The organism is Brachybacterium sp. SW0106-09 (assembly GCF_001293905.1).
Lineage (GTDB): Bacteria > Actinomycetota > Actinomycetes > Actinomycetales > Dermabacteraceae > Brachybacterium > Brachybacterium conglomeratum.
In genome coordinates this window covers 1-13411 of the sequence record NZ_BCAK01000041.1, presented here as the reverse complement: position 1 = coordinate 13411, position 13411 = coordinate 1, and the positions used below count along the sequence as shown (strand labels likewise).

Annotated in this window: 12 protein-coding genes and 1 tRNA gene; 8 read left to right on the top strand and 5 right to left on the bottom strand. The window is 71.9% G+C overall.

The window, feature by feature from the left end; translation table 11 throughout:
- Window positions 1–78 precede the first annotated feature (78 nt).
- Entirely contained in the window at window positions 79–453 is a 375-nt protein-coding gene (gene rsrA, locus Y09_RS13730) for a mycothiol system anti-sigma-R factor (protein ID WP_053918238.1), read from the bottom strand.
- Window positions 450–1136: a sigma-70 family RNA polymerase sigma factor gene (locus Y09_RS13725; protein WP_053918237.1), complete on the bottom strand. Its 687-nt coding sequence runs from the start codon at window positions 1134–1136 to the stop codon at window positions 450–452. Before Y09_RS13725 ends, rsrA begins: the two co-directional genes overlap by 4 nt.
- Window positions 1137–1398: 262 nt before the next feature.
- Here Y09_RS13725 and Y09_RS13720 point away from each other — a divergent pair, with 262 nt between their 5' ends.
- The 6 genes from Y09_RS13720 to Y09_RS13695 all read left to right on the top strand — a co-directional run bounded on the left by Y09_RS13720 (window position 1399) and on the right by Y09_RS13695 (window position 7560).
- Window positions 1399–1965 carry a DoxX family membrane protein gene (locus tag Y09_RS13720; protein WP_053918236.1) on the top strand — a complete coding sequence of 189 codons (567 nt, stop codon included), beginning with the start codon at window positions 1399–1401 and terminating at the stop codon, window positions 1963–1965.
- Between the two features lie 5 nt (window positions 1966–1970).
- The gene (aroA, locus tag Y09_RS13715) at window positions 1971–3296 is read left to right on the top strand and encodes a 3-phosphoshikimate 1-carboxyvinyltransferase (RefSeq protein ID WP_053918235.1); all 1326 of its coding nucleotides are present in this window, start codon (window positions 1971–1973) and stop codon (window positions 3294–3296) included.
- 73 nt (window positions 3297–3369) lie between these two features.
- Window positions 3370–4440, top strand: a complete 1071-nt coding sequence (rsgA, locus tag Y09_RS13710) for a ribosome small subunit-dependent GTPase A (protein WP_053918234.1) — start codon at window positions 3370–3372, stop codon at window positions 4438–4440.
- Window positions 4441–4491: 51 nt separating this feature from the next.
- Window positions 4492–5286 carry a histidinol-phosphatase gene (gene hisN / locus Y09_RS13705; RefSeq protein WP_053918233.1) on the top strand — a complete coding sequence of 265 codons (795 nt, stop codon included), beginning with the start codon at window positions 4492–4494 and terminating at the stop codon, window positions 5284–5286.
- 151 nt (window positions 5287–5437) lie between these two features.
- Window positions 5438–6658: a pyrophosphate--fructose-6-phosphate 1-phosphotransferase gene (locus tag Y09_RS13700; protein ID WP_053918232.1), complete on the top strand. Its 1221-nt coding sequence runs from the start codon at window positions 5438–5440 to the stop codon at window positions 6656–6658.
- Between the two features lie 32 nt (window positions 6659–6690).
- A complete protein-coding gene (locus tag Y09_RS13695; RefSeq protein WP_208294530.1) occupies window positions 6691–7560 on the top strand; it encodes a C2 family cysteine protease in 870 nt (289 codons plus the stop codon).
- An 82-nt stretch (window positions 7561–7642) separates the two neighbouring features.
- On the opposite strand, the gene Y09_RS18140 is transcribed toward Y09_RS13695, so the two are convergent.
- Window positions 7643–7765, bottom strand: a complete 123-nt coding sequence (locus Y09_RS18140) for a hypothetical protein (protein WP_255351699.1) — start codon at window positions 7763–7765, stop codon at window positions 7643–7645.
- Between the two features lie 287 nt (window positions 7766–8052).
- Between Y09_RS18140 and Y09_RS13690 the strand changes: the two genes are divergently transcribed.
- Window positions 8053–9117, top strand: a complete 1065-nt coding sequence (locus Y09_RS13690) for a hypothetical protein (RefSeq protein WP_053918230.1) — start codon at window positions 8053–8055, stop codon at window positions 9115–9117.
- Window positions 9118–9371: 254 nt separating this feature from the next.
- Here Y09_RS13690 and Y09_RS13685 read toward each other — a convergent pair.
- Window positions 9372–9445 (bottom strand) — tRNA-Met (locus Y09_RS13685).
- A gap of 276 nt (window positions 9446–9721) precedes the next feature.
- Entirely contained in the window at window positions 9722–12724 is a 3003-nt protein-coding gene (locus Y09_RS13680) for a UPF0182 family protein (protein WP_208294529.1), read from the bottom strand.
- A gap of 249 nt (window positions 12725–12973) precedes the next feature.
- Between Y09_RS13680 and Y09_RS13675 the strand changes: the two genes are divergently transcribed.
- Window positions 12974–13411 (top strand): PPA1309 family protein (locus tag Y09_RS13675; RefSeq protein WP_053918239.1); only part of this gene is annotated, 438 nt, incomplete at its 3' end.

Below are 13411 nucleotides of genomic sequence, written 5' to 3'. Positions count from 1 at the left end.
CCAGAACCCCGTCCATCGGGGTGCTCACAAGGTAACGGGGCGCTGCGGCCCGTGGCGACGGGCGCCGGGGCCCGCAGCTCAGGCCGGGGGCAGGGTGCGGCGGGTGGTCGTCGAGCGGGTGACGCGCACCGTGGAGCCGTCAGCCCCGGTGGTCGTGCTCGTGCTGGTGGTGGTCACCGTGATGGTGCGGCACGTGTCGGCGATGCGGGCCCGCAGGTCGGAGGGGGCGCGGTCCGCGCAGCTGCGGCGCACCAGCTCCTTCAGCCGGCGCAGGCGCTCCCACTCGTCGGCGCACTCGGGGCAGTCGTCGGTGTGGCGGCGCATCCGCTCGACGGTCTCGCGGGGGAGCTCGCCGTCGAGCGCCTCCTCGAGCCCGAAGCTCATGTCGCGCGTCGAGGCGGTCGTCGTCTCGCGCGTCGAGGTCTCGCGCATCGCGCGGTCGTCCTGGGTCATCGCTCCTCCTCCCGGTCCGCGGCGCCGGCTCCGGTGTCGTCGGCGGCGTCCCCCGCCGAGGGCTGCGCACGCAGGAAGCCCGTGCGCCGGGCATGATCGGTGAGCTTCTCGCGCAGCTGGCGCCGCCCGCGATGGAGCCGGGACATGACCGTGCCGATCGGCGTGTCCATGATCTCGGCGATCTCCTTGTAGGCGAAGCCCTCGACATCGGCGAGGTAGACCGCCATGCGGTAGTCCTCCCGCAGCTCGGACAGCGCGTCCTTCACCGCGGAGTCCGGCAGGTGGTCCAGCGCCTCGGCCTCCGCAGAGCGCAGGCCCGTGCTCGAGTGGCTCGAGACCTCCGCGAGCTGCCAGTCCTCGACCGTGTCGCTCCAGGCCTCCTTGGGGCGGCGCTGCTTCTTGCGGTAGCTCGAGATGTAGCTGTTGGTCATGATGCGGTACAGCCACGCCCTCATGTTCGTGCCCGGGGTGAAGCGGTCCTGAGCGCGGAACGCCTTGACGAAGGTGTCCTGGACCAGGTCCTCGGCGTCGTGCGGGTTGCGGGTCATCCGCAGCGCGCCGCCGTAGAGGGAGTCCAGGTGCGAGAGCGCCTCGGTCTCGAAGTCGAAGTCCGCCGCGGGATCGGGCTGCTCCGCGGAGGGCAGGCCGGTCCCGTGGTCGGAGGTGGGCTGTGTCTGCGTCATCGTCCCCAAACCTACGCCACCCGGGATCGCGGGGGCGCGCTCCAGCAGTCCGGTCGTCATGCGCCGCTCCCTCCCCGGCACCCGCCGGCGTGCTCGACCGTCCCGTCGGGGCCCCGACGGGGGCGCGGAATCGTGTCCGCGCCGTCCGATGCAACGCGTTGGGCATGGGGGATGTTCCTCGGGCGGTAGTGTGGGGGTCGGTGATCTTCCCGACAGGGCTGATCACCGGACCGTCGACACCTGCTCAGAACGTGAGGACACCATGGCCCTGGTCCGCCGGATCGCACGACCGCTGCTCGCCGCCCCCTTCGTCTTCGAGGGCGTGCGCACCGCGCTCCGCCCCGAGCGCGAGATCGACGTCTACCCGCAGGCCTTCGACGCGGTCGACTCGGCGCTGTCCAAGAGCTCCGCGCCGGGCTTCGTCGATTCCCGCGCCGTGGTGCGCGCCGCCGGCGTCGTCGCCGCGGGCGCCGGCGTCCTCTACGCGACCAACCGCGCGCCCCGCGCCGCCGCCGCGGCCCTGCTCGTGACCACCTCCGTCGGCTGGGCCGGTCGGAAGAAGGTCTGGGAGCTGCGCGGCGAGGAGCTCGTCGCCGAGGTGCAGTCCATCCTCACCGACGCCGGCCTGCTGGGCGGCGTGCTCCTGGCCGTCGTCGACCACGACGGCCGCCCCTCGCTCGGCTACCGGGCGAACAAGTTCGTCGAGCGCAGCCAGAAGAAGGCCGCGCAGAAGCAGCGCGAGCTCGAGAAGAAGGCCGGGAAGCTGGAGAAGAAGGCCAAGGGCGCCGTCTCCACCGCCCAGAAGCAGCTCGCCGACCAGCACGGCTGATCTCCGTGGGTTCCGAGGTGCTGTGGAACGCACCGGTCGCCGACCAGCCGGTCGACGCCCTGGTGCGGGTTCCCGGGTCGAAGTCCCTCACCGCACGCTGGATGCTGCTCGCCGCCGCGGCGAGCGAGCCGTCCACGCTGCGCGGCGCGCTCGTCTCCCGCGACACGCGGCTGATGCGCGATGCGCTCGAGCGGCTCGGCGCAGCGCTGGAGGTGCGCGACGGGGTGCTGCACGTCTCCCCGATCCCGCCGGCCTGCGAGCATCCCGCCGAGCCGATCGAGATCCACACCGGCCTGGCCGGGACCGTGATGCGCTTCGTGCCGCTGCTGGCGGCCCTGCGCCACGGCGACGTGCGCTTCACCGGTGACGACGCCGCGCTCGTGCGGCCCATGGACGCGGTCGTGCAGGTGCTGCGCGGCCAGGGCGTCGAGGTGACCGAGCACGGCGAGCCGGGACGGCTGCCGTTCACGGTGCACGGCCGGGGCACGCTGCCCGGCGGCCGGGTCGAGGTGGACGCCTCGGCCTCCAGCCAGTTCATCTCCAACGTGCTGCTGGTCGCGGCGCGGGCGGAGACGGACCTCGAGCTCGTCCACGTGGGCGAGGAGCTCCCCTCCCTGCCCCATATCGACATGACCCTGGAGACGCTGCGCCGCGCCGGGGTCGAGGCCTCGCACGAGGTCGACGCCGAGGGCCGTCACTCCTGGAGGGTCGCGTGCGGCCCGATCCGTCCGCTGGAGGTCGTCGTCGAGCCGGACCTCTCCAACGCCGGGCCGTTCCTGGCGGCGGCGATGGTCACCGCCGGCACGATCGCGGTGGACGACTGGCCGGGGACCACCACCCAGCCCGGCGATGCCTATCGGGAGCTGCTGACGCGGATGGGCGCCGAGGTGTGGCGCGAGGACGAGGCGGTGGTGGTGCGCGGCACGGATGCGCTGCACGGCATCGAGGCGGACATGTCGACCGTCGGCGAGCTCGTCCCGACCGTCGCGGCGCTGTGCGCGCTCGCGGACTCCCCCTCGCGGATCACCGGCGTCGCGCACCTGCGCGGGCACGAGACGGATCGCCTCAAGGCGCTGGCGACCGAGCTGACGAAGGTCGGCGCCCGCACCGAGGAGCTGCCCGACGGGCTCGTGATCACGCCGGGCCCGCTGCGCGGCGCGGTCTTCGAGACCTACGAGGACCACCGCATGGCGACCGCCGGCGCGATCATCGGCCTGCGCGTCCCCGGCGTGCAGGTGGTCGACGTCGGCACCACGCAGAAGACCCTCCCCGACTTCGTGGGGATGTGGCTGTCGATGCTCCACCCCGAGCCGACGGAGGGCGACGCGTGAGCCCGGTGCCGCGCGGGTCGGGTGCGGCCCGGCACGGGGCGCCCCGGTCCCCGCGCGCCCAGGAGGGCACCTCGTGGTGAGGCGGTCCGTCCGCGACTTCGACGAGTCCGACGTGCGGATCCGCCCCAACCGGCGCGGCTCCCGCCCCCGGACCAAGGACCGCCCCACGCACGAGGACGCGATCACGGCCCGCGTCGTCTCGGTGGACCGCGGCCGCTGGCGCACGATCGTCGGCGAGGGCACCGAGGACCAGCGCGCCGTCACCGCGATGCGTGCCCGGGAGCTCGGCCGCTCCCCCGTCGTCCCCGGCGACCTCGTCGGCCTCGTCGGCGACACCTCGGGACGCGAGGGGACGCTCGCCCGCATCGTGCGGATCCAGGAGCGCAGCTCCTTCCTGCGCCGCAGCGCCGACGACGACGACTCGACCGAGCGGCCCCTGGTCGCGAACGTCGACGTGATGGTGATGGTGACGGCGCTGGCCGATCCCGAGCCGCGCGGCGGCATGATCGACCGCTGCCTGGTCGCGGCCTACGTCGCCGGCATCGACGCCCTGCTGGTGCTGACGAAGGCGGACCTGCGTGCTCCGGAGGAGTTCCTGGCCGCCTACGCCCCGCTCGGCCTGGAGCACGTGGTGACCCGTCGGGAGTCCCTCGCGGAGGCGGAGGATCCGGAGCGCCCCGGCATCATCGGCCTCGAGCAGCTGCGCGAGCGGCTCTCGGGACGGATCAGCGTGCTCGTGGGACATTCCGGGGTGGGCAAGTCCACCCTGCTGAACGCCCTGGTCCCCGGGGCGGGCCGCGCCACCGGCGTGGTCAACGACGTGACCGGGCGCGGCCGCCACACCTCCTCCTCGGCGCTCGCGATGCAGCTGCCGGAGGACGACGGCTGGGTGATCGACACCCCGGGTGTGCGCTCCTTCGGCCTGGGGCACGTGGACCCCGACGAGCTGCTGGACGCCTTCGCCGATCTCGCCGGTCTCGCCGAGCAGTGCCCGCGCGGATGCACCCACCTCGAGGACGCGCCCGACTGCGCCCTCGACGATCTCGTGGACGAGGGCGAGGCCGGCACCGCGGGCCCTGCGCGCCTGGCCTCCTACCGACGCCTGGCCGAGGCGCTGCGCCGCAACGACCCCTGGGACGTCTGAGCACCGCGTCGCTGCGGCCCGACAGGGGCGCGGGACCCTATCGTGGTCCCCATGTCCAGCCGCTACGCCGATGACCTGCGCCTCGCCCACGTGCTCGCCGATGCCGTGGACCAGCTGACCACCTCCCGGTTCAAGGCGCAGGACCTGGAGATCTCGACCAAGCCCGATCTCACCGAGGTCACCGATGCCGACAGGGCCGCCGAGCAGCTGGTGCGCTCGCAGCTCTCGCGCTCCCGCTCGCGGGACCAGGTGATCGGCGAGGAGTTCGGCTCCACCGGCGCGTCCCCGCGGCAGTGGGTGATCGACCCGATCGACGGGACCAGCAACTTCGTGCGCGGGGTGCCCGTGTGGGGCACCCTGATCGGCCTGATCGAGGACGGCCGCCCCGTCGTCGGCCTCGTCTCCGCGCCGGCGCTGGGACGCCGCTGGTGGGGCGGGGAGGGCGCCGGGGCCTGGACCGGCTCCCGGCTCAGCAGCGCGACGCGCCTGCAGGTCTCGACCGTGAGCACGCTCGAGGAGGCCTCCCTGTCCTACTCCTCGCTGCACGGCTGGGCCGATCACGAGCTGCTGCCCGAGATGCTGAACCTCATGCAGCGCTTCTGGCGCACCCGCGCCTACGGCGACTTCTGGTCCTACATGCTCGTGGCCGAGGGCGCGGTGGACGTCGCCTGCGAGCCCGAGCTGAAGCTGCACGACATGGCCGCACTGGTCCCGATCGTCACCGAGGCCGGCGGTCGCTTCACCTCCCTGGACGGCGAGCCCGGGCCGTTCGGCGGCAGCGCGGTGGCGACGAACTCGCTGCTGCACGAGGAGGTCCTCGAGGCGCTCGCGCCCCGGGAGCGCTGAGCCCCGTCCCTCCGCCCGGCAGTCCGCTGTCCGCCGGGACCCGCGCGGCGGCAGCCGGGGCCGGCTCTCGGTACGATGGCGGGACCCAGCGTCGCGGGATCGACCCTGTCCTCCCGTGCGCCCGTTCCCGGACTCTCGGAGGTTCCGCCCTATGACCGTCAAGCGCGTCGCACTGCTCACCGCCGGGGGCTACGCCCCGTGCCTCTCCTCCGCCGTCGGCGGACTGATCGAGCGCTACACCGAGCTGGTGCCGGACGTGGAGATCATCGCCTACAAGCACGGCTACTGGGGCCTGCTCTCCGGCGAGAAGATCGTGGTCGACGACGAGGTGCGCGCGAAGGCGGGCATCCTGCACAACTACGGCGGCTCCCCCATCGGCAACTCCCGCGTGAAGCTCACCAACACGAAGGACCTCGTCAAGCGCGGCCTGATCCAGGAGGGCGAGAACGCCCTCGAGGTCGCCGCGAACAAGCTCAAGGACGACGGCGTGGACGTGCTGCACACCATCGGCGGCGACGACACCAACACCACCGCCGCGGACCTCGCCGCCTACCTGCACGAGCACGGCCACGAGATGCAGGTCGTCGGCCTCCCGAAGACCATCGACAACGACATCGTCCCGATCCGCCAGTCGCTCGGCGCGAAGTCCGCCGCGGAGCAGACCAGCATCTTCGCGCAGAACATCATCGCCGAGCACGGCTCGAACCCGAAGATGCTGATCGTCCACGAGATCATGGGCCGCGCCTGCGGGTATCTCACCGCGCAGGCGGCGGAGTACTACCAGGACTGGCACTCCCAGCAGGAGTGGCTGCCCGGCATCGGCCACTCCGCCGACCGCTGGGACGTGCACGCCGTGTTCCTGCCCGAGCTCAAGCTCGACATCGAGGCCGAGACCGCTCGTCTGCGGAAGGTCATGGACGAGACCGGCTGCGTGAACATCTTCCTCTCCGAGGGCGCGGGCATCCCCGAGATCGTCGCCGAGATGCAGGCGCGCGGCGAGGAGCCGGAGAAGGACCCCTTCGGCCACGTCAAGATCGACACGATCAACCCCGGCCAGTGGTTCGCGAAGCAGTTCGCCGAGAAGCTCGGCGCGGAGAAGGTCATGGTCCAGAAGTCGGGCTACTTCTCCCGCTCCGCGAAGGCGAACCCCGAGGACATCCGCCTGATCAAGTCCATGACGGACTACGCCGTGCAGGTCGCCCTCGAGGGCGGCTCCGGCCTCATCGGCCACGACGAGGAGCGCGGCGACGTGCTGCGCGCGGTCGAGTTCGACCGCGTCGCCGGCCACAAGTCCTTCGACATCTCCCAGCCCTGGTTCGCCGAGGTCATCGAGCGCACCGGGCAGAAGATCGTCCCGGCCGAGGCGCACTGAGCGTCCCGATGAGTCATCGGGCGGGAGACCTCGTGAGCGGCTCCCGCCCGCGCGTGCGCACCTGGCGCCGCACCCTGCGCGCGCTCGCCCTGGAGGGGCGGGCGCGCGCAGCGCGTCCCGGCGCCGACGAGCGTGCCCGGAATCTCGCTGGGCCAGGCATTCCGGGCGGCGAGACCGGCGGGGCGGCCCACGGGATCTCCGGCGCCGACGGCGTGCTGCACCTCTCCTCCGGCCCACACGCCACAGCGCTCGCCCTGGACCGCGGCCCGCTCGCCCCTCCGGTGCTGCTGCGCCCCCGGCAGGGACGCCTCGGCGACTGCTGGCTGATGGCGCCGATGCTCGCCCTCCACGAGACCGCGCCGGAACGGCTGCGGGCACTGATCGGCGAGGAGACGGACGGGATCGTGACCGTCCGCCTGCCGGGCCTGGAGGAGCCGCTGCGGGTGGACCGTCGCTTCCCCGTCGATGCGCGCGGAGTGTTCCAGCACGGCAGGCGGGACGGCGCGAACCCCGGCTGGGTGGGCGTGCTCGAGAAGGCGATCGCCGGTCACATCGCCGGGGACTACGCCTTCCTGCAGCGGGGCCTGGCCCGCTACGGCTTCGCGCTGCTGCTGGGTGAGCGGGTGCGCACGAACCTGCGCCTGCCCGATGCGGGGCAGGTCCTCGCCTGGCGGGCCGAGGGGCGCGCGCTCTGCGCCTCCACGCATCCGCTGAGCCCGCGGGTGCCGTCGGCGGCCGGTCCCCTGCCGCCGAACCATGTCTTCGCCGTCGTGGGCGCCGACGCGACAAGCGGACATCTGCATCTGCGGAACCCGGTGCGGCCGGCGGAGCTTCTCGTGCTCGATGCGCGCTCGTTCCGGCGCGGGTTCCTGTCCGTCGACGTCACCGCACCGTTGCGGTGACAGGTCGGGCCGTCCGCTCCTGATGATGGGCTCCGCGGTCATCGACGGGATGTGAACCCGTCACACACGCGGTGAGCTGCGGTCAGGGACGGGCCGCGGCCAGCCAGGCGTCGGCGATCAGGCAGTGCCCGGCCGGGGTGGGTTGCAGGCCGTCCATCGCGAACTCGGCAGGGCCCATGCCGGAGGCGCGGGCGTCCGTGAGCACCAGCTCGGGGCCGACGAGCGCAGGCCCCTCCCCATTGGGCAGTGCCAGGAGTCGTTCACGCCGACGTAGATCGTCACGAGATCCGGGGCTCTCGTCACCGACGCCGTGCACACTGCCAGGTCCGCGGTCGCGCCATGGGGAGGGCAGACCTGATGCCACCCTCGATCGTCGCGAGCAGCGCGCGCAGCGTGTCCCGGCCAGGCCGGCCCACCGGAAGGTCGGCGACGCGGCGCACGCTCGGTCCGTGACGTACCCTGCAAGGATCCGAGGCCATGCGAGGAGGTCACATGGGCGACAGTCCGAAGTCCGGGGTGAACGTGCTGCTGGTGGCCGACCCGGGCCTGCCCACGGCCCGAGCGCGATCGATCCAGGATGACCTGCAGGCGCTGCTCGACGAGGCGTTCAGCCCCCCGATCACTCTCACCGTCCAGACCGCGATGCTCCGTTTGCGGCCCGACAACTCCCTCGATCTCTCCGACGCCGTCGAGCTGGCACGCGAGTACGGATCACCGGGGGCGGTGCTGCTGCTCACCGAGATCCCGCGACTGGACGATGGCCATCCCTTGATCGCAGAGATCTTCCCCGACGAGAGGATCGCCGTCGTCTCGTGCCCCACGCTCGGAGCGTTCTTCAGCCGCCGCCGCATCCTCGACACACTGATGGCGTGCACCGTGCGGCTGAAGCCGACCAGCGAGCCCCGGGACCCCTCGATGTTCGACCGGTCCTGGCTCCGCTGGGCCCAGAGCCCGGACGGCAACGACCATTCGACGCTCCGGGCACGCCGGTTCACCGGCGGTCTCCGCACCGTCCTCGGGATGGTCGCCAGCAACGAGCCCGTGAAGACGGCGCCGCGCCTCTCGAGCGCCCTCGCAGCGGCAGCGGCTACCGGCGCATTCGGCATCTTCTACAACTCGATCTGGGTCATGTCCACCTACCTGTCGACGCCGCGGCTCATCGGCGTCGGGCTCCTCGCGATCGCGGCGATGACGGCATGGCTCATCGCCAGCAACGGGCTCTGGGACTCGCCGGAGCGGGAGAATCTCGCACGGGTCGTCCTGCTCTACAACCTCTCCACGGTGGTCACTCTGGTGCTGTGCGTCCTCGTGCTCTACGCGGCGCTGGTCCTGCTCATCCTCGCCGGAGGCCTGATCGTCATCGCTCCCGAGTACATGGAGGACGTGACCGGGCAGCCTCCCGTCTTCACCCGTTACCTCGACATCGCGTGGCTCAGCGCCGCCATGGGCGTCGTGGCCGGCGCGCTCGGCTCGAGCTTCGACCAGCACACCGACCTCAAGACGCTCACCCATGGGCAGAGGGAGCGCCAGCGGAAGTACACCCAGGAGGGCTCGTGATCGGCGGCGGTGGGTCGTTCAGCCGCAAGCAGGTGCTGGGCAGGATGCCGGAGCTGGCGGGGTGGTTCTTCTCGCGGGTGAGCGGGGAAGCGTCGTCCTGGGTCCGGTCGAGGCCTGCCTGGTGGAGGCAGCTTCGGCCGAGGTCGAGGTGCTCGGCGGCACCGACAGGATCGCTTACGAGCCCCCGGCGCTGAACCGGGCAGGACACGAAGGCCCCCGATCCGCATTTCTGCTGATCGGGGGCCTTCACTTCGTAGCGGGGGCAGGATTTGAACCTACGACCTCCGGGTTATGAGCCCGGCGAGCTACCGAACTGCTCCACCCCGCGGCGACATCAGTAACTCTAGGACGACCCGGCCCCCGAGTCCAGCCGAAAGGCCTCCGACGTGGGCCATGCCACGTTCACGGGCCGTTCACCCGCGCTCTCGTGCCTGGAAGGCCCTGCTGGGACTCTCGCGGCCCGCCTCGCGCACCACGTCGCAGCCTCCGCTGCGCAGCTCCGCGCCCCTCCGACGACGACGAGGACGCCCGCCGCGCGCCGGCCTCGGCCGGCGCCGCGACGGGCGTCCTCGGATCCGGGATGCTCCCGGCGGTGGCAGAAGGGTCAGCCCTCCCCGCCGCCGTCGGAGGCCGCCGGCGTGCCGGACCCGCCGAGCTCCTGGTTTGCCTGGACAGCCCGGTTCAGCGCATCGGCCAGACGGTCCTGCGCGTCGCCGTACGCGGCCCAGTCCCCTTCGGCCATCGCCTTCTCGGAGTCGGCGACCGCGGTGTCCATGTCGGTCAGCGCCTGGTCGAGGCGCTGCTGGGGGGTGCCATCGGCCGCAGGAGCCTGCTGCTCGCCCTCGGCGGGGGCCTCCCCGTCTCCCTCCTCGACGGTGCCCTCGCCGGTCTCGGCGTCCGCCGTGCCGCTGGGGGCATCGGAGTCGGTGACCTCCGCATCGCCGGCGGAGGCTCCCGAGTCGCCGCCGAAGACCAGGTCGAGCGCCTCGTCCAGAGTCGGCGCGAAGCCGATCCGGTCGCCGAAGGAGACCAGCACCATCTGCAGCAGCGGGTACTGGGTGCCGCCACCGGTCTGCGAGGACTGCAGATAGACGGGCTGCACGTAGAGCAGGCCGCCGCCGACGGGCAGGGTGAGCAGGTTGCCGTTGATGACCTCGGAGGCGCCCTGCTGCAGCAGGTTCAGCGCCTGGGACACGTTCGGCTCGGCGTTGAAGGTCGCCTGGACCTGTCCGGGGCCGTTGACCGGGTTCGACGTCGGCAGCCGCAGCAGCGTCATGTCGCCGTAGCTGTCCGCCGGATTCCCCTCGGTGCTGCCCGTCTCCGAGTCGACCGCGAGGAAGCCGGTGAGCACGTTCTGCCCCTCGGAGGGGATGAAGCTCGAGGAGAGCGTGAAGCGGGGCTGCTCCTGGTCCGGCATCTGCATGGTGAGGTACATCGGCGGCTGCGGGGCCTGCTGGCCGGCGCTGCCGTCGGGGTTGGTGGGCGCCGGGACCGTCGGGTCCGGCGGCACCTGCCAGAAGTCCTGCTGGGTGAAGAAGTCGTCCGCGTCGGTGACGTGGTACGTGGAGAGGATCTGGCGCTGCGCCTTGAAGTAGTCCGCCGGGTAGCGCAGATGCGACATCAGCTCGCCGCTGATCTCCGAGGCGGGCTGGAGGGCGTCCGGGAACACCTCGGCCCAGGACTTCAGGATCGGGTCCTCGGTGTCCCAGGTGTACAGCGTCACCGAGCCGTCGAAGGCGTTCACGGTCGCCTTCACGGAGTTGCGCATGTAGTTCGCCGAGCGCTGGCGGTTGCTCGCCGAGGCGTTCGGATCGGTCTGGGAGTCGTTGACCGTCTGGTCGAGGTCGACCGACTGCGCGTAGGGGTACTCGGTCGTGGTGGTGTACCCGTCGACCACCCACACCATCTGCTCGTCCACGACGGCGGGGTACATCTGCGAGTCCAGCGACAGGAACGGCGCGACCTCGCGGACACGCTGCTGCGGGTCGCGGTCGTAGAGGATCTGCGACTCCTCGTTGAGGTAGTTCGAGATCACGATGTTCGGGTCGCGGAACTTGATCGCGTACAGCAGCTGGTTGAAGAAGCTGCCGACGGCGGGCCCGCCGTCGCCCTGGAAGGTGTTGTAGACCTGCTCGCCGCCCTGCTCGTCGTCCGTGCTGCCCTGCTGGTAGTCGAACTCCTGGGGGTCGGCCCCCTCGGGCGCTCCGACGATCGAGTAGTCCGGGGAGTGGCGACCGAAGTAGACCCGCTCCTCGTACTCGCCGAACGCGCCCTCGCCGGGCACGCCCGACTGAAGGAAGCTCGGCTCGCCGTCGGAGTTGCGACGGTTGCCGTGCGCGGCGGCGGCGCCGTAGCCGTGCGTGTAGGTGATGTGCTGGTCCACCCAGGAGCGGTCCGAGAGGCCGAACTTGTCCGGCCGCAGCTCGCGCACGCCGATCACGATGTCCTGCAGCTGGCCGTCGATCTCGTAGCGGTCCACGCTGAGCACGTCGTCGAAGCCCCAGTAGCGACGGTTGGCCTCGCGCTGCTCGAAGGTGGGCGAGATGACGTTGGGGTCCATCAGACGGATCTGCGCCGTGGTCGAGGCGTCCTCGCGCAGCGCACCCGAGGTCGCGTCCGTGCTGGCCGTGTAGGGGACCTCGGTGACGTCGTCGAGGTCGAACGCGGTGCGGGTCGCGTCGATGTTGTTCTGGATGTAGGGCTGCTCGAGCGCGCGCTCGTTGGGCTGGACCTGGAACTGCTGGACGGCCCAGGGGTAGAGGTTGCCGACGGCCAGGGTCGACAGGATCATCAGCCCGGCGCCGATCGCGGGGATGCGCCAGTCCGAGCGGAAGATCCACACCACGAACAGCGCCGCGACCACCACCGCGGCGATCGCGAGGATCGTCTGCGCGGGCAGGATCGCGTGGACGTCCGCATAGGAGGCGCCCTCGAAGCGGGTGTGGGAGGCGGTCAGCAGGTCGTAGCGCTGGAACCAGTGCCCCGCGCCGAGGAAGAGCACGTAGATCGCGGCGAGCACGCCGAGGTGGCGGCGCGCGGTGCGCGTGACCTCGAGCCCGCTCTCCTGACCCCAGCTCACGCCGCCGTAGACGAAGTGGCCGATCAGGGCGCCGACGATGGAGACGAGCAGCACGAACTGCCCGAAGGAGACCAGCACGTCGATCACCGGCAGGGTGAAGACGTAGAAGGAGATGTCGTTGCTGAAGACCGGGTCGGTCTGCCCGAAGTCCTGCGGGTGCAGGAACAGCTGCACGTCCTGCCAGCGGCGGGACAGCGCGAGCCCGCCGAAGGCGCCGATCACGATCGGCGCGCCGTAGGTCAGGCCGCGGCGCAGCGGGTCCACCGCGGCGCGGAACTGCTCCAGCGCCTCCTGCTCCCGCGTGATCGGCGGGTAGACGGGGCGCTTGGTGTACGCGATGCGGAGGCTGAGGAACAGCGGCACGGCGAACACCACGAAGCCGGCGACGAACAGCAGCGCCTGGGTGACCCACCGCGTGACGAGCACGTCGGTGAACTGGAGCTGATCCATCCACAGGTACTTCGTCCACACCTCCGAGGCGAGGACGAGGAGCGCGATGAGCACGCCGAGCGCGATCACCGTGATCATCAGAGGGGAGATCCTCCGGGGCTCGCCGGAGCCTCCGTCGGGGGCCGGTCGTGGGCGCGGCCGCGGGATGTCGCCGAACTGGGCGGAGAAACTCACAGATAACCTCTGGTGCCTCGAAGTCGGAGCGCACACGGGGCCCCCGACGTCGTGGGGTCCCAGAACGCGGCCCGGGTACAGTGTGGTGTCGCCGTCTAGCACGGCGGTCACCCCATTCTGTCAGGCCGAACCTGTAAGGGACCTCTCGATCCGATGACGACTCCTGCCCAGGACCCGCTGGACGCGCCCACGGCTGCGCTCGCCGCCGCCGTGCTCGAGGTCGCCCGCCATGTCGAGGACGGCCCGCTGCCCGCTCCGCGCCTGTTCGCGCTCGCCCGCAGCGCCGAGCTGATCGCCGCCTCCCCCGCCCTCGCCGCGCTGCTGGGCGCCGAGGGCGAGGGCGCGAACGCCCACGACGACCTGCACCTCACGCCGATCGACCTCGACGAGGGCGCCGCGCCCTCCGGTCCGTCCGGCGGGCAGGAGGATCCGCTCGCCGCGCTCGAGAAGGTGCAGTGGCCGGACATGGCCGCCGGCGGCGCGATCACCTGCGATCTCGCGCCCTCGGCCTGGTCGGTCCGCGACGAGGAGGAGAGCGAAGGCGGCGCGGCGCTGCCGTCGGGCCGTGCGCTGCGCGTGGTGGTCGCGGCG